Origin of the sequence: Labrenzia sp. R5_0, from assembly GCF_017743835.1 — a bacterium.
Classification (GTDB): domain Bacteria; phylum Pseudomonadota; class Alphaproteobacteria; order Rhizobiales; family Stappiaceae; genus Roseibium; species Roseibium algicola.
Genome location: NZ_JAGHRK010000001.1, coordinates 943,617 through 958,627 on the forward strand (window position 1 = coordinate 943,617; position 15,011 = coordinate 958,627).

Consider the following 15,011-nt stretch of genomic DNA (forward strand, 5'->3'; position numbering starts at 1 on the left):
AAAGAACAATTGATTGTAGCTCCCCGATCCCGGCTCGCGCTTCGCTCAGCCGGGATGACGCTGGAGAGCAAGGAACCAAGATCGGGAGGTTTGCATGAGACTTGAAGGAAAGAAGGCGATTGTCACGGGTGGGGCCTCGGGCTTTGGTGCCGGCATCGTGCGCAAGTTCGCAGCAGAAGGCGCAAAGGTTATGGTCGCCGACCTGAACCTGGATCTTGCAGAGGAAATTGCCGCAGAAGTTGGCGGACTGGCCATCAAGACGGATGTCTCCAGCAATGACAGCGTCAGCCACTTGGCCGATGTTGCCTCCTCGCTGCTCGGCGGGGTCGATATCCTGGTCAACAATGCCGGTATCACGCATCTGCCTAAACTGATGCAGGACGTCACGGAAGAAGAGTTCGACCGGGTTCTCGCGGTCAATTGCAAGTCGGTCTATCTGACAGCGAAGCACTTCGTCCCGGCCATGACGGAAGCCGGCAAGGGGGCGATCCTGAATGTGGCTTCCACAGCAGGCCTCAGCCCGCGTCCCAGGCTCAACTGGTACAACGCATCCAAGGGGTGGATGATCACCGCGACAAAGACGATGGCGGTCGAACTCGCCCCGTCGGGCGTGCGGGTCAATGCAATTTGCCCGGTGGCCGGCGAAACGCCGCTTCTGAAAAGCTTCATGGGTGAAGACACGCCGGAGATGCGTGCCAAGTTCCTCTCTACCATTCCCATCGGCCGTTTTTCGACACCGGAAGACATGGGCAACGCGGCCTGTTTCCTGTGCTCGGATGAGGCGGGCATGATTACCGGGGTTGCGATGGAAGTTGACGGCGGCCGCTGCATCTGAGGATTGATCAGCCTTGGCCGGATCATGTATCGACAGGTCCGAACAGATTTGCGCGACATCCAGACGGCCGAAGGACGACGAGATCATGAAGCGATACACCGGTGGCTGCCTGTGCGGGAATGTCCGGTTCGTGGCAGAAGGCGAACCGTATCGGGTCGGCCTTTGCCATTGTCTTGACTGCCGCAAGCATCACGGGGCGCTCTTCCACGCCTCTGCTGTCTTTCCGCAGGATGCCGTAAGCCACGAAGGTGAAACGGGCGCGTATCGGGGGCGGTTTTTCTGTCCTCGGTGCGGGTCGTCCGTTTTTTCGCAAACGGGTGATGAAACCGAGGTGCATCTGGGAGCGCTGGACGCACCCGACCAAATGACCCCGACCTACGAACTCTGGACCATTCGCCGCGAAGCCTGGCTGCCGGAATTTCCGATTTCCAGACACTACGAGCGCGATCGGGAAAACGAGGGCCGCGAGGAGTAGAGGCTGTCAAACCAGGGCCGCGGGTGCCAAGTGGATGGCGAGTAGGCCCTGCATTGCGCATCACGCCTTCGCGTTCCGGTCGCTGACGCCTCGAAACCTGTAAGACTGCGCGCTCTGTCATCCGGTTTGTGCATCTGCAACAGGTTGTGCCATTGCAGTCAGGCAGGAAGTCAGGGGGCTGGATTCGGCCCCCTTTTTGCTGCGCCATAACGTTCCCGAGTAAATTTTTTCACGTTTAAATTCAGGTGAAAGATCCTGAAATCACTCGCTATTTCTACGCATGAAATGAATGCATTCAAAAAAATGAAACGTTTCATATTGACGTTGTAATTCGGCCGTGCTTTCAATTGTGCAGCCTGATAGCGCCCTTGGAATGGCGTGAGAGGTGCAGCCTTTTTGGGAGGAAAATCATGAAGTTATTGAAAATCGCTGCTGCGGCAGCGACCGGCCTCGCTTTGCTTGGTGGAACCGCTCTTGCCGACGACAAGCCGGTGGTGGGCCTGATCATGAAATCACTGGCCAACGAGTTCTTTCAGAACATGATGGTTGGTGCCGAGGAGCACCAGAAGCGCCGTGGCGACTATGAGCTCAAGGCCGTCGGCATGCAGAACGAGACCGACTTTGAATCCCAGATCAATGCGGTCGAAAACTTCATCACGCAGGGTGTGGACGCCATCGTTGTCGCTCCCGCCGACAGTCGCGCCATGGTCCGTCCGCTGAAAAAGGCGATGGAAGCCGGTATCGTCGTGGTCAACTTCGATGTGGCGCTTGATGAGGAAGCCAAGAAGCAACAGGGCGTAGAACTCGCGTTCGTCGGTCCGGACAACCGCGGCGGTGCCAAGCTTGCCGGTGATGCACTGGGCAAGAAGCTGGGTGAGGGCGCAAAGGTTGTCATCATCGAGGGCAACCCGGGTGCGGACAATGCCACGCAGCGCCGCCTGGGCTTCGAAGACTCTGTTGCCGAGTACAAGCTGGACCTGCTCGACAGCCGGACAGCGCATTGGGAAACCGAAGAAGCCAACCAGGTCTTCGCCACAATGCTGACAGCGCATCCCGACGTTCAGGGCGTGATGGCGGCCAACGACTCCATGGCGATTGGCGTTGTAAAGGCACTGGAAAGCGCCGGCCGCACCGACATTGAAGTCATTGGTTTCGACAACATTCCTGCAGTCGGCCCGATGATCGAAGACGGCCGGATGCTGGCTACCGTCGACCAGTTCGGCACCGACATGGCGGCCAATGCCATCGACATGGCGCTCGACGTCGTTTCGACCGGTGAACAGCTTCAGGGCTGGGTCAAGACGCCGATCGAATTGGTGACTGCGAAGTAAGCAGTCTCAAGAACGCTCCCGCCCGGTCAGCTTCAGGGCGGGAGCTGTTTATCCATCAAAAAACGACTGGACGCACCATGGCAGCAGCATCGCTTGCCGCAGCGCCCGCCGCTGCACCGGACCGTGCTTTCCTGACGGTCGAGGGTCTGAAAAAGCATTTCGGTGGCGTCAAGGCACTGGACGGGGTCAGTTTCTCTCTGGAAGAAGGCGAGGTTCATGCGCTCGTCGGAGAAAACGGCGCCGGCAAATCCACCCTTATCAAGATCCTTTCTGGCGTGTTTCCCTACGATGCGGGTCAGATCGCCCTGGCTGGCGAACCTTACCGCCCCATGAGCCCGCATGGCGCCAAGGATCATGGCGTTCAGGTGGTTCATCAGGAATTCAACCTGCTTGAACACCTCACCATCGCCGAAAACATCTCCATAGAACATCTGCCGAAGAACAGCCTCGGTCTGTTGGACCGCAAGGAAATGAACCGGCGCGCGCGCAAGGCACTGGATGCAATCGGACTGACGGATGTGGACGTCACCGCTCCAGTCCGCTCTCTCGGAATTGCGCATCGCCAGCTGGTCGAAATTGCCCGGGCGTTGCAGTCGAAAAGCCGGATCCTGATCCTGGACGAGCCGACCGCAACCCTGACGGAACGCGAGACCAGACGCCTGTTTGACATCGTTGCCGGTATCAAGGCGGACGGGGTCACCGTGGTATTCGTCTCGCACCACCTCGATGAAGTGTTTGCCATCTGTGACCGTGTCACCGTGTTTCGAAACGGCAAGACCATTGCGACCGATCTGATCAGCGAGACCACTCCGGAAGGTGTTGTGCAGCGGATGGTGGGGCGCAAGCTTGCCGCCGAACAGGACGAACAGCCCGATGGCCATGCGCTTGGCGCAAGCGCACTGAGGCTGGAAGACCTTCTTACCGTTGCAAATCCCGGGACAAACGGGTTTTCGCTTGATTTGCGTTACGGCGAGATTGTCGGGATATCCGGACTTGTCGGGGCAGGGCGTACCGAAATCCTGCGCGGCATCTTCGGGATCGATCCGCTCAAGTCCGGCAAGATCTACCGTGATGGCGCGGAAGTACGCTTCAGGGGGCCGCGTGACGCCATTGCTGCGGGCATCGGTTTCGTCACCGAAGATCGCAAGGACGAAGGCCTCATTCTGGACATGCCCATTGCTGCCAACATATCGCTGGCCAACATGGGCTCGGTCTCGCGCAAAGGGCTTTTGAAGCTGGCCGAGGAAACGCGCCAGGCTATCGCAAGCGCGGCCCGGCTGACCCTCAAATACGGACGGGCCTCGGATCCTGCCTCGAGCCTTTCCGGCGGCAACCAGCAGAAGGTTGTTCTGGCCAAATGGCTGGCGCGCAATCCGAAGGTGTTGCTGCTCGACGAGCCGACACGCGGTGTGGACGTCGGCGCCAAGGCGGAAATCTACGCCATTCTGAAAGACCTGGCCCGAGAAGGGGTTGCCTTGCTTGTCGTCTCTTCGGAAATGCCGGAGCTGATGACACTGGCCGATCGCATTCTGGTGCTTGCCGAACATGAGATCCAGGGCGAAGTGAAACGCCCGGATTTCTCTGAAGAAAACATTCTGAAACTGGCCTACGGGCAAACGCCGAGCGCCGGGGAAAACGACAAATGACAACCGAAACCTTGAGTGAAACGGCCGCCGCCGCACCGAAGTTCTCCATCCGGACGGTGTTGCACAACGCAGGCATCGGCCTGGCTCTGCTGGCGCTGATCGTCTTTTTCTCGCTCTTCACCGAGCACTTTCTGACGCCCAACAACATCACCAACATCCTGACCCAGATCACCATCAACCTTGTGCTGGCCGTCGGCATGACTTTCGTGATCCTGATCGGCGGCATCGATCTGTCTGTCGGATCCGTCATGGCCTTTGCCGCCGTTGTTGCCGGCAAGGCGATTACCTTGCCCGGCTTTGGCCCGGCTGAGGCGATCGCGCTAGCCGTGGTCGCAGCCACCCTGACCGGCGTCTTCTGCGGCTTTCTCAACGGCGCCATCAGTGCCTACTGGTCGCTGCCGTCTTTCATCATAACGCTCGGCATGCTGAACATTGCCCGCGGCGCAGCGCTGCAGGTTTCCGAGGCACAGACCATCTATTCCTTCCCCTTCGCGTTCGAGGAATTCGGGTCCGCCATGGTTTACGGTGTGCCGGTAGTGTTCCTGGTGGCGCTTGTGCTGGTGTTCATTGCCTGGTTCGTGCTGAACTTCACGGTCTTCGGCCGTCTGATCTACGGTATCGGCAACAACGAGGAAGCCGTCCGGCTGGCCGGTCATTCGGTGGCTCGCTACAAGATCGCCGCCTTCACCATCTGCGGTCTGACCGCCGGGATTGCCGCGGTCGTCTATATGGCACGCCTCAACATCTCCAGCCCGATTGCCGGCATCGGCTTTGAACTCAATGCCATTGCTGCCGTCATCATCGGCGGCACCAGTCTCAGCGGCGGGCGCGGATCGGTCATCGGGACGCTGCTGGGGGCCTTCATCATCGGTGTCCTCGCCAACGGGCTCATCCTGATCGGCCTCAGCGATTTCATGCGCCAGATGATCACCGGTGTCGTCATCATCGTTGCCGTCATCCTCGACTACTACCGTGCAAAGTACGCATCCAAATGAAACGCACAGCCCTTTTGAACCGCCACCTGAGTTCGCTTGTTGCTTCTCTCGGGCACCTGGACGAAATCGTTGTTGCCGATGCCGGTCTGCCTGTCCCGGCCGGTGTGAAGGTGATCGACCTTGCCGTCACTGCAGGGGTGCCGAGCTTTCGCGAACTGCTGACCGCACTGAAGTCCGAACTCGTCATTGAAGGTGCCGTCTGGGCAGAGGAGGCATCTGCGGAACTGACCTCGTTGATGCAGCATGAAGTGGCTTCCTGGGCGGAGGAGACGGGTAAGGCGATTACCGTTTCAAGGCTTACGCACGAGGCTTTCAAGCACCGGACGCAAACGGCCAGGGCCGTGATCCGCACCGGCGAGGTGACCCCCTACGCCAACATCATTCTCATCAGCGGAGTTGCGTTTTGACGTCCGTTACCGTTGTCGGCAGCATCAATATCGACCTCACCAGCTATCTCGACCGCTGGCCGAAAATTGGCGAGACGATTTCCGTTCGCGAAACCGTCACCTCGCTGGGCGGGAAGGGGGCCAACCAAGCTGTCGCCGCCGCCCGTCTGGGAGCCAGTGTCAACTTCATCGGTGCCGTCGGCAAAGATGGCTTTGGCGCGGAAGCCGCCGCAGCCCTCCGGCCAGAAGGGGTTGCGATCCTTCTGGAGGAAATGACCAACACCGCAACCGGTCTTGCCTTCATTGATGTCGGCCCTGACGGGCAGAACATTATCCGCCTCTCCGCCGGTGCAAATGGCAGGCTGTCACCGGAAAATGTCTCGAGATATGCAGATATCCTCCGCAAGAGCCGCGTCCTGCTTCTGCAGAACGAGATCGGTCTGGAAACATCGCTGGCCGCCGCGCGGATTGCCCGTGAGGCGGGTGCGCTGGTCATCATGGATCCGGCACCCGCGCCGGACCCTGCCTGGCCCGCTGAAGTTCTGTCCAGCTTCGATATCCTGACACCAAATGCGGGTGAGGCAGGCGGCCTGTTGGGAACAGAACCGCAAACACTGGCCGAAGCCCGCGAGGCGGCAGGTGCGTTGCGCAGCTTGGGCTTGCGCGGGGCCGTCGTCACCATGGGGGCAGACGGAGTTGCCTGGTCAATCGACGGCAGTACCGGCGCCTTGCCTGCGCCCAGGGTTCGCAGCATCGATACGGTTGCCGCCGGTGACTGTTTCAACGGTGCTTTTGCAGCAAGAATAGCCTCGGGCAAGTCGATTGAGGATGCATTTTCGTTCGCCATGCAGGCGGCGGCCCTGGCAACAACCCGTAAGGGAGCGGCAACATCGTTGCCACGTCTGGACGAGATGGAGGCTTTCCCCGCCCAACGCATTGCCTGAATGCATTCATTTGCTTGATCAGATCACCGAGGAATGGTTCAAGGGGGGCATCGCCTGGGGCGCGGGGAGAAACGCAAAACATGCCAACAATCAAAGACGTCGCACGCAAAGCCGGTGTGTCCGTTGGTACTGTCTCCCGCGTTCTGTCCAAAAACGAGTCGGTCAAGCAGCCCCTGAAGGAGCGTGTGCTCGCGGCTATGAAGGAGCTGGACTACAAGCCCAACCTGGCTGCCCGGGCTTTGCGCACCAACAGCATCGACGTGATCGGCCTCGTGGTGCCGGATATCACCAACCCTTTCTTTTCCCAGCTCGCCAAGAATATCGAAATGGAAGCCGCCAAGCGGGGCCACTCCGTGATGCTCGCAAATTCCCATGACGATGCGGAAGCCGAACAGACCCAGATCGCGGCATTGCTGGACAGGGCCGTGTGCGGGGTCATCGTGGTGGCAACCTCCGACGGTGGCCAGACACACAAGGCCGACGTGCCGATCGTTTCGCTCGACCGCCGTTTCGGTCCCTATCCGCTGGTCGCAACTGACCATTTCGACGGGTCGGCGAAAATCGCCGATCATCTCGTCGGCCTCGGCCATCGCCGCATCGCCTATATCGCCGGCCCGCAATCCATGGAAGTGGCCCGCCAGCGGCGGGAGGGCTTTGTTGCCCGGATCAAGGCCCTGTCAACGCCGGAAGATCCGATCACGCTTACTGTCCACGAAGGTCATTTTGATTACGACAGCGGTGAAGACATCGGCCGGTCAATCCTGAAAGACGCTTCCCGGGAAACGCGCCCGACAGCCATTGCCGCCGCAAGTGACCAGCAGGCCATCGGTGTCTTGCGCTGCGCCCGCGATCTGAAGATCGCCATTCCGGCGGATCTTTCCGTCACCGGCTTCGATGATATTGCACTGGCAGCTCTCGTGGTCCCGCGTCTCACCACCTTGCGTCAGCCCATTGAACAGCTGGCCGGGTCAGCGGTTGCAAGGATCTTTGCCGGGGAGGCTGCGGCCGACGAAGCGATTGCCGGGGAGATTGTGGTGCGGGAATCGACTGGCAATATCCCGAATTCCTGAGACGCATTGAACGGTTCCGGACCTGTATCCAGCCTGACAAAAAAGATGATTTGCAGATCGATACCGTCATTTATTTCAAGCTTGAAATTTTAGGCTTGAAATAAATATCTCCCTGTGGTTCGCTGAGCATACCACAGCAGGGGAGGTTCGTATGCGGATTGCTTGTCTGGGCGGGGGACCTGCCGGTCTCTATTTCGCCATCTCGATGAAACTGCGAGACCCATCCCACGAGATTGACGTGATCGAGCGCAACCGCGCCGACGATACGTTCGGTTGGGGCGTGGTGCTCTCCGATGAGACCCTTCAGAACCTTGCGGTGAACGACGCTGTCAGCGCCAAGGCCATCGGCGAGAATTTCGCTTATTGGGACGACATTGCCCTTCATATGCGTGGAGAGCGTCTCGTCTCCACAGGGCATGGTTTCTGCGGCATCGGTCGCATGAAATTGCTGCTGCTCCTTCAGGAGCGCGCCCGCGAGCTCGGCATCAACCTGAAGTTCGAAACCGAAGTCGACAGCGCCGAGGATTATCGCAAGGACTACGATCTCGTAGTGGCCAGCGACGGTCTGAATTCCAAGACACGCACGCTCTATCAGGACACGTTCAAACCTGACATCGATCAGCGCCTGTGCCAGTTCGTCTGGCTCGGCACGCATCAGAAATTTGCCGATGCCTTCACCTTCATCTTCGAGGAAACCGAACACGGCTGGGTCTGGGCGCACGCCTACCAGTTCGATGATGAAACGGCGACCTTCATCGTGGAGTGCACGCAGGAAACCTTTGACGCTTTCGGCTTTGGCGAAATGAGCCAGGAAGACAGCATCCGGACCTGCGAGGAAATCTTCAAGGATCACCTTGGCGGCCATCCGCTGATGACCAACGCCAAGCATATCCGGGGCTCCGCCTGGATCCGCTTCCCGCGTGTTCTGTGCGAGAAGTGGAGCCACGAGAATGTGGTTCTGCTCGGCGATGCTGCCGCAACGGCGCATTTTTCCATCGGTTCCGGCACCAAGCTTGCCTTTGAATCGGCAATTGCGCTCGCGGAATACCTGCACACCGAAGCGGATATGGCCGCTGCTTTCAAGCGCTACGAGGAAGACCGGCGCCTGGAGGTGCTGCGTCTGCAGTCGGCAGCGCGCAACTCGTTGGAATGGTTCGAACACGTCGAGCGTTACCTCCATCTCGATCCGGTCCAGTTCAACTATTCCATGCTGACCCGTTCCCAGCGCATCAGCCACGAGAACCTGCGTCTGCGGGATCCGAAATGGTTGGAATCTGCCGAGCGCTGGTTCATGAACCAGGCCGGCGTTTCCCCGAATTCTCCCGTGCGCGCACCCATGTTCACGCCGTTCAAACTGCGCGAGATGGAGTTGAAGAACCGCATCGTCGTCTCGCCGATGGCGCAGTACAAGGCCGTTGATGGTTCGCCGACCGACTGGCACATGGTCCATTACGCCGAGCGTGCCAAGGGCGGGGCAGGTCTCGTCTTTGTCGAAATGACCTGCGTCAGCGCCGAGGGTCGGATCACGCCAGGCTGTCCGGGGCTCTATGCGCCAGAACACGAGGCAGCCTGGAAACGGTTGACCGATTTCGTGCATGCCGAAACAGATGCCAAGATCTGTTGCCAGATCGGCCATTCCGGCCGCAAGGGGTCCACGCGGATCGGCTGGGAAGGCATGGACAAGCCGCTTCACGACGGCAACTGGGAACTTGTTTCCGCGTCCGCGATCCCCTGGTCAGACGGCAATGCCGTGCCGCGCGAGATCACACTTGCCGAGATGGACGCGATCAAGGCGGAGTTCGTTGCCGCAGCCGAAATGGCTGAGCGCGCCGGCTTCGACATGATCGAGCTTCATGCGGCTCACGGCTACCTGCTGTCGTCTTTCATTTCGCCGGTGTCCAACGCACGGACGGACGATTACGGCGGGTCACTGGATAACCGCATGCGCTGGCCGCTGGAGGTCTTCAACGCCATGCGCGCTGTCTGGCCTGATCACAAGCCGATGTCTGTTCGAATTTCTGCCTGCGATTGGGTGGGCGAGGAAGGCATCACGCCGGACGACGCGGTCGAGATAGCTCGCCGCTTCCGTGATGCCGGCGTCGATCTGGTCGACGTCTCCGCAGGTCAGACAACCCCGAAGGCGCGTCCGGTCTATGGCCGCATGTTCCAGACGCCGTTCTCAGACCGTATCCGCAACGAGGGCGGGCTGCCGACCATGGCTGTCGGCAATATCTACGAGGCAGACCACGCCAACTCGATCCTTATGGCGGGCCGGGCGGATCTTGTTGCCGTCGGCCGTCCGCATCTGGCGGATCCGTATTGGACGCTGCATGAAGCTGCCAAGATCGGCGACCGGAACGCCACCGACTGGCCGTTGCCGTATCTCGCGGGCCGCGACCAGATGTGGCGTCTGGCCGATCGGGAAGCGGAGATGTTGAAGGTATGAGTGTCGCTTGCCGCCATATCCTTGTTACCGGTGGCGGCAGTGGCGTCGGTGCCGCCTGTGCCCACCTCTTCGCTGAAAAAGGCGCAAAGGTCACCATTCTCGGCAGGACGGAAGCAAGCCTTGCCGAACAGAAGCTGCCGTACCAGGTATGCGATGTAACCGATGCGCAGGCTGTCCAGGCAGCCGTTGCTGCCGCCCGGACGGTCAATGGTCCGGTTGATGTCGTGGTCGCCAACGCAGGGGCTGCCAGCAGCAAACCCTTTGCCCGCACCACGGCGGAAGACTTTCAGGCCATGCTGGCGGTCAATCTCTTCGGCGTGTCGAATGTCTGGCAGGCCGTTTTGCCGGACATGAAGGCGAGCGGCTGGGGCAGGATGATCGCAATAGCTTCCACCGCCGGGCTGCGGGGTTATCCCTATGTAAGCGCTTATAGCGCCGCCAAACATGCTGTCGTCGGGCTGACGCGCTCGCTGGCGCGGGAACTGGCCAGAACCGGCATCACCGTCAATGCGATTTGCCCCGGCTTCATCGAGACGCCGATGCTGCATCGCTCCATCGACACGATTGTCGAAAAGACCGGCATGAGCCGGGAAGCCGCGGCTGACAGCCTGAAAGCGGACAATCCACAGGGACGCTTCATCCAGGTGTCGGAAGTGGCCGAAGCTGCGCTTTATCTGTGTTCTGATGGAGCGGTGTCCATCAACGGTCACGCGCTGACACTTTCGGGAGGAGAGTTGTGATGGCGGAAACCGCAGCGAAACAGGAAGCCCTGTCCAAGACGCGTTTGCGCCTGTGGCTGAAGCTGTTGAAATCCGTCAATGGCATCGAAGCCGAAATCCGCCGGAACCTGCGTGACCAGCATGGCACGACGCTGCCGCGGTTCGACGTCATGTCGGCGCTCGCCCGCTTTCCCGACGGATTGAAAATGTCGGAATTGTCCACGTTCCTGAAGGTGTCGAACGGCAATGTCACCGGCATTGTCGACAAGCTGACCGAGGAAGGTCTGGCCCTGCGTGTCGCCGTTCCAGGTGACCGGCGAGCCCAGGTGGCCCGGCTGACGCCGAAGGGCAGAGCCGCCTTCGAGGAACTTGCAACCCATCACGAAACCTGGATCGACGAGCTGCTGGACGGCTGGTCGGCGGAAGATATCGCGGCGCTTTCGAGCCGCCTCGATCTGGTCCTGAAACGTCAAAGCCAAGAGGAGAGCGGCAATGCGAAGTGACGTGACGCATTTCAAATGTGAGATCGCGAACGGCATTGCGCGGATCGCGCTCGACCGCCCTGAACGCAAGAACCCGCTGACGTTCGAAAGCTACGCCGAGCTGCGCGACTGGTTCAGGGATCTCGTTTATTCGGACGATGTCCATGCAGTGGTGATCCTGCCGAACGGCGGCAACTTCAGCTCCGGTGGCGACGTGCATGATATCATCGGCCCGCTGACGAAGATGAACATGAAGGAGCTCCTGGCCTTCACCCGCATGACCGGTGATCTGGTGAAAGCCATGCTCAACTGCGGCAAGCCGATCATATCCGCGGTCGACGGCATTTGCGCCGGTGCTGGTGCCATCATGGCCATGGCGTCCGATCTGCGCGTTGCGACACCGGAGGCCAAGGTTGCCTTCCTGTTCAACAAGGTCGGCCTTGCCGGTTGCGACATGGGTGCTTGCGCGATCCTGCCACGTATCATCGGGCAGGGCCGTGCGGCGGAGCTGCTTTATCTCGGTCGTTCGATGAAGGCCGAGGAAGGTCATGCGTGGGGGTTCTTCAACGCGGTGGTGCCGGCGGGTGAGCTGGACCAGGCGGCCATGGATATGGCCGGCCGTATTGTTGCCGGACCGACCTTCTCCAACTCCATGACCAAGACCATGCTGGCGCAGGAGTGGTCCATGGGCCTGGATCAGGCCATCGAGGCGGAAGCCCAGGCGCAGGCGATCTGTATGCAGGGCAACGACTTCCGCCGGGCTTACGAAGCCTTCGTGAAAAAAGAAAAGCCGGTGTTCGAGGGCGACTGATGTCGGATAAATCTTTCCTCCACTGGCCGTTCTTCGAAGAAAAGCACTGGCGTCTCGCTGAAGAACTGGAGATCTGGGCAGGATCGCATCTGGCTCATGTTGACCATTCGGACACGGACGCAGCCTGCCGTCATCTGGTGACAGCGCTCGGTGATGCAGGCTTCCTGCAGCACAGCGGTGCCCCGGACGGCAAGCTGGATGTGCGCAGCCTCTGCCTCATTCGAGAAACGCTGGCCCGCCATGACGGCCTGGCGGATTTTGCCTTTGCCATGCAAGGCCTCGGAACCGGTGCAATTTCCCTGTTCGGTACGGACGAGCAGAAAGCCGAGTGGCTTCCGCAGACGCGCACCGGCAAGGCAATCTCCGCCTTCGCGTTGACCGAACCTCAGTCCGGTTCCGACGTTGCCAATTCGACCATGACCGCCACCGACGATGGTGATGCCTATGTGCTCGACGGCGAAAAGACCTGGATTTCCAACGGTGGTATCGCCGACGTCTACACGCTTTTTGCAAGAACCGGCGAAGCACCCGGCGCAAAGGGTTTGTCGGCCTTCATCGTGACGCCTGACCTTGAAGGTTTCGAGGTTGTCGAACGCCTGGAAACAATCGCGCCCCATCCGCTTGCCACACTGCGTTTCACCGGCTGCCGCATTCCGAAAAAGAACATGATCGGCACGCCGGGCGCAGGGTTCAGGATTGCGATGTCTGTCCTGGACATTTTCCGCTCGACCGTCGCCGCCGCCGCCCTGGGCTTTGCCCGCCGGGCGCTGGATGAGGCGCTTTCACGGGTGACGACACGCGAAATCCAAGGCTCGCCGCTGTTCGACCTGCAGCTGGTGCAGGGGCATATCGCGGACATGGCGCTGGATGTCGATGCCGCAGCCCTGCTGATTTACCGTGCCGCCTGGACCAAGGACAGCGGCGCCCCCCGCGTGACGCGGGAAGCCGCCATGGCAAAACTCTTTGCCACCGACCAGGCACAGAAGGTCATCGACAAGGCCGTGCAGCTTCACGGTGGCGATGGTGTTCGCTCGGGCATGCAGGTCGAAAAGCTCTATCGAGAAATCCGTGCCTTGCGCATCTACGAGGGTGCGTCGGACGTTCAGAAGATCATCATCGCGCGCCAGACCCTTGGCGCCTTTCAGGGAGACTGATCCATGCTTGGTCCCTCCGCACACGTCGATACCTTTACCCGGGACAACCTGCCGCCGGAAGACAGCTGGCCCGATTTCCTGCTCGATGGGTTTCAGTATCCCGAACGTCTCAATGCAGGCGTTGAGCTTACCGACAGGATGGTGGAACAGGGACTGGGGGATCACACCGCTCTGATCGGGAATGGCCGCCGCCGAACCTACAAGGAACTTGCGGACTGGACCAACCGGCTGGCGCATGCACTCACCGAAGATCTTGGTGTGAAGCCGGGCAACCGGGTGCTTATCCGTTCCGCCAACAACCCGGCAATGGTCGCCTGCTGGCTCGCCGCAACCAAGGCCGGTGCCGTTGTCGTCAACACGATGCCCATGCTGCGCGCGGGCGAACTTTCCAAGATCGTCGACAAGGCGGAAATCGAGTTCGCACTGTGCGACACGCGTCTCATGGACGAGATGGTCGCCTGTGCCAAGACATCATCCTTCCTGAAGAAGGTGATCGGCTTCGACGGCACGTCAAACCATGATGCGGAGCTGGACCGGCTCGCGCTGGAAAAATCCGTGCTCTATGACGCTGTCCCGACCGGACGCGATGACGTCGCCCTGCTGGGCTTCACGTCCGGCTCCACGGGCACGCCCAAGGCCACGATGCACTTCCACCGGGATTTGCTGATCATTGCCGACGGCTATGCCAAGGAAGTTCTGGGTGTCACACCGGACGATGTCTTCGTCGGCTCACCACCCTTGGCCTTCACTTTCGGTCTTGGGGGGCTTGCAATCTTCCCACTGCGGTTCGGCGCAGCAGCCACGCTACTGGAAAGCGCGACGCCGCCGAACATGATCGAGATCATCGAGAAATATAAGGCGACCGTCTGCTTCACTGCACCGACCGCCTATCGCGTGATGCTGCAGGCCATGGAGGAGGGGGCTGACCTTTCCTCGCTACGCGCCGCGGTCTCCGCCGGTGAAACTCTGCCGGGTCCCGTTTATGACGCCTGGATGGCCAAGACCGGCAAGCCCATGCTGGACGGGATCGGCGCTACGGAGATGTTGCATATCTTCATTTCCAACCGCTTCGACGACCACAAGCCTGCCTGCACCGGAAAACCCGTTTCCGGATACGAAGTCAGGATCCTCGATCAGGACGGCAAGGATGTCGCTCCCGGTGAAGTGGGGCGTCTTGCAGTGCGCGGTCCCACCGGATGTCGCTATCTGGCGGACGATCGCCAGGGGCAGTACGTGGTGGATGGCTGGAACATCACCGGTGACAGCTTTTCCATGAGCGAGGACGGCCATCTGCACTTTGCCGCCCGCAATGACGACATGATCATCTCCGCCGGCTACAACATTGCAGGCCCGGAAGTGGAAGCGGCACTGCTTGCACACCCTGCTGTCCAGGAATGTGCCGTCATCGGTGCGCCGGATGAGGAGCGCGGTTCCATCGTGCAGGCCCATGTGGTTCTTGCTGCTGGGCACGAAGCCTCAGACGACCTTTCCAAGGCCTTGAAAGATCACGTTAAAGCGACGATCGCGCCTTACAAGTATCCACGCTCGATCATCTTTGCAGACGCCTTGCCGAAAACAGAAACCGGCAAGATCCAGCGCTTCCGGCTGCGTCCGGACGCCTGACCAGACCCTCGCGTGGGGCACGCGGGACACTAATAAAGACAAGCCCCTTGCTGACCGTGCCGCAAAAACGAAGCACGGCGGTCCAAACTAAAAA

Annotated in this window: 14 protein-coding genes; all 14 read left to right on the top strand. The window is 60.1% G+C overall.

The window, feature by feature from the left end; all coding sequences use genetic code 11:
• The first annotated feature begins 94 nt into the window (after nucleotides 1–94).
• Nucleotides 95–835, top strand: coding sequence for an SDR family oxidoreductase (locus J7447_RS04370; RefSeq protein WP_022997670.1), 741 nt, complete (start codon nucleotides 95–97; stop codon nucleotides 833–835).
• An 85-nt stretch (nucleotides 836–920) separates the two neighbouring features.
• Nucleotides 921–1,310 (top strand): GFA family protein, encoded by a 390-nt coding sequence (locus J7447_RS04375; protein WP_055659119.1) that lies wholly within the window; start codon nucleotides 921–923, stop codon nucleotides 1,308–1,310.
• A gap of 410 nt (nucleotides 1,311–1,720) precedes the next feature.
• Complete coding sequence (locus tag J7447_RS04380) at nucleotides 1,721–2,641, top strand: sugar ABC transporter substrate-binding protein (RefSeq protein ID WP_022997667.1); 921 nt, start codon at nucleotides 1,721–1,723, stop codon at nucleotides 2,639–2,641.
• Between the two features lie 77 nt (nucleotides 2,642–2,718).
• On the top strand, nucleotides 2,719–4,287 hold the full coding sequence (locus J7447_RS04385) for a sugar ABC transporter ATP-binding protein (protein ID WP_209168894.1): 1,569 nt from the start codon (nucleotides 2,719–2,721) through the stop codon (nucleotides 4,285–4,287).
• Entirely contained in the window at nucleotides 4,284–5,282 is a 999-nt protein-coding gene (locus J7447_RS04390) for an ABC transporter permease (RefSeq protein WP_062489262.1), read from the top strand. Before J7447_RS04385 ends, J7447_RS04390 begins: the two co-directional genes overlap by 4 nt.
• Nucleotides 5,279–5,689 carry a D-ribose pyranase gene (gene rbsD / locus J7447_RS04395; RefSeq protein ID WP_209168897.1) on the top strand — a complete coding sequence of 137 codons (411 nt, stop codon included), beginning with the start codon at nucleotides 5,279–5,281 and terminating at the stop codon, nucleotides 5,687–5,689. Before J7447_RS04390 ends, rbsD begins: the two co-directional genes overlap by 4 nt.
• Nucleotides 5,686–6,612 carry a ribokinase gene (rbsK, locus tag J7447_RS04400; RefSeq protein WP_209168899.1) on the top strand — a complete coding sequence of 309 codons (927 nt, stop codon included), beginning with the start codon at nucleotides 5,686–5,688 and terminating at the stop codon, nucleotides 6,610–6,612. The genes rbsD and rbsK overlap by 4 nt, the downstream gene beginning before the upstream one ends.
• An 80-nt stretch (nucleotides 6,613–6,692) precedes the next feature.
• A complete protein-coding gene (locus tag J7447_RS04405) occupies nucleotides 6,693–7,682 on the top strand; it encodes a LacI family DNA-binding transcriptional regulator (protein ID WP_022997662.1) in 990 nt (329 codons plus the stop codon).
• A 151-nt stretch (nucleotides 7,683–7,833) separates the two neighbouring features.
• A complete protein-coding gene (locus J7447_RS04410; RefSeq protein ID WP_209168901.1) occupies nucleotides 7,834–10,128 on the top strand; it encodes a bifunctional salicylyl-CoA 5-hydroxylase/oxidoreductase in 2,295 nt (764 codons plus the stop codon).
• Nucleotides 10,125–10,868, top strand: coding sequence for an SDR family oxidoreductase (locus J7447_RS04415; protein WP_209168903.1), 744 nt, complete (start codon nucleotides 10,125–10,127; stop codon nucleotides 10,866–10,868). The genes J7447_RS04410 and J7447_RS04415 overlap by 4 nt, the downstream gene beginning before the upstream one ends.
• Nucleotides 10,868–11,350, top strand: a complete 483-nt coding sequence (locus J7447_RS04420) for a MarR family transcriptional regulator (protein WP_055659133.1) — start codon at nucleotides 10,868–10,870, stop codon at nucleotides 11,348–11,350. The genes J7447_RS04415 and J7447_RS04420 overlap by 1 nt, the downstream gene beginning before the upstream one ends.
• Nucleotides 11,340–12,140, top strand: coding sequence for an enoyl-CoA hydratase family protein (locus J7447_RS04425; RefSeq protein ID WP_055659135.1), 801 nt, complete (start codon nucleotides 11,340–11,342; stop codon nucleotides 12,138–12,140). The genes J7447_RS04420 and J7447_RS04425 overlap by 11 nt, the downstream gene beginning before the upstream one ends.
• The gene (locus J7447_RS04430) at nucleotides 12,140–13,294 is read left to right on the top strand and encodes an acyl-CoA dehydrogenase family protein (RefSeq protein ID WP_152511336.1); all 1,155 of its coding nucleotides are present in this window, start codon (nucleotides 12,140–12,142) and stop codon (nucleotides 13,292–13,294) included. Before J7447_RS04425 ends, J7447_RS04430 begins: the two co-directional genes overlap by 1 nt.
• A 3-nt stretch (nucleotides 13,295–13,297) precedes the next feature.
• Entirely contained in the window at nucleotides 13,298–14,917 is a 1,620-nt protein-coding gene (locus J7447_RS04435; RefSeq protein ID WP_209168905.1) for an AMP-binding protein, read from the top strand.
• The last annotated feature ends 94 nt before the right edge of the window (nucleotides 14,918–15,011 follow it).

What these genes read in the sequence shown, in the direction of transcription:
- J7447_RS04370 (WP_022997670.1), top strand. Translation starts at nt 95, where the DNA reads ATGAGACTTGAAGGAAAGAAGGCGATTGTCACGGGTGGGGCCTCGGGC.
- J7447_RS04375 (WP_055659119.1), top strand. Translation starts at nt 921, where the DNA reads ATGAAGCGATACACCGGTGGCTGCCTGTGCGGGAATGTCCGGTTCGTG.
- J7447_RS04380 (WP_022997667.1), top strand. Translation starts at nt 1,721, where the DNA reads ATGAAGTTATTGAAAATCGCTGCTGCGGCAGCGACCGGCCTCGCTTTG.
- J7447_RS04385 (WP_209168894.1), top strand. Translation starts at nt 2,719, where the DNA reads ATGGCAGCAGCATCGCTTGCCGCAGCGCCCGCCGCTGCACCGGACCGT.
- J7447_RS04390 (WP_062489262.1), top strand. Translation starts at nt 4,284, where the DNA reads ATGACAACCGAAACCTTGAGTGAAACGGCCGCCGCCGCACCGAAGTTC.
- rbsD (WP_209168897.1), top strand. Translation starts at nt 5,279, where the DNA reads ATGAAACGCACAGCCCTTTTGAACCGCCACCTGAGTTCGCTTGTTGCT.
- J7447_RS04405 (WP_022997662.1), top strand. Translation starts at nt 6,693, where the DNA reads ATGCCAACAATCAAAGACGTCGCACGCAAAGCCGGTGTGTCCGTTGGT.
- J7447_RS04410 (WP_209168901.1), top strand. Translation starts at nt 7,834, where the DNA reads ATGCGGATTGCTTGTCTGGGCGGGGGACCTGCCGGTCTCTATTTCGCC.
- J7447_RS04415 (WP_209168903.1), top strand. Translation starts at nt 10,125, where the DNA reads ATGAGTGTCGCTTGCCGCCATATCCTTGTTACCGGTGGCGGCAGTGGC.
- J7447_RS04420 (WP_055659133.1), top strand. Translation starts at nt 10,868, where the DNA reads ATGGCGGAAACCGCAGCGAAACAGGAAGCCCTGTCCAAGACGCGTTTG.
- J7447_RS04425 (WP_055659135.1), top strand. Translation starts at nt 11,340, where the DNA reads ATGCGAAGTGACGTGACGCATTTCAAATGTGAGATCGCGAACGGCATT.
- J7447_RS04430 (WP_152511336.1), top strand. Translation starts at nt 12,140, where the DNA reads ATGTCGGATAAATCTTTCCTCCACTGGCCGTTCTTCGAAGAAAAGCAC.
- J7447_RS04435 (WP_209168905.1), top strand. Translation starts at nt 13,298, where the DNA reads ATGCTTGGTCCCTCCGCACACGTCGATACCTTTACCCGGGACAACCTG.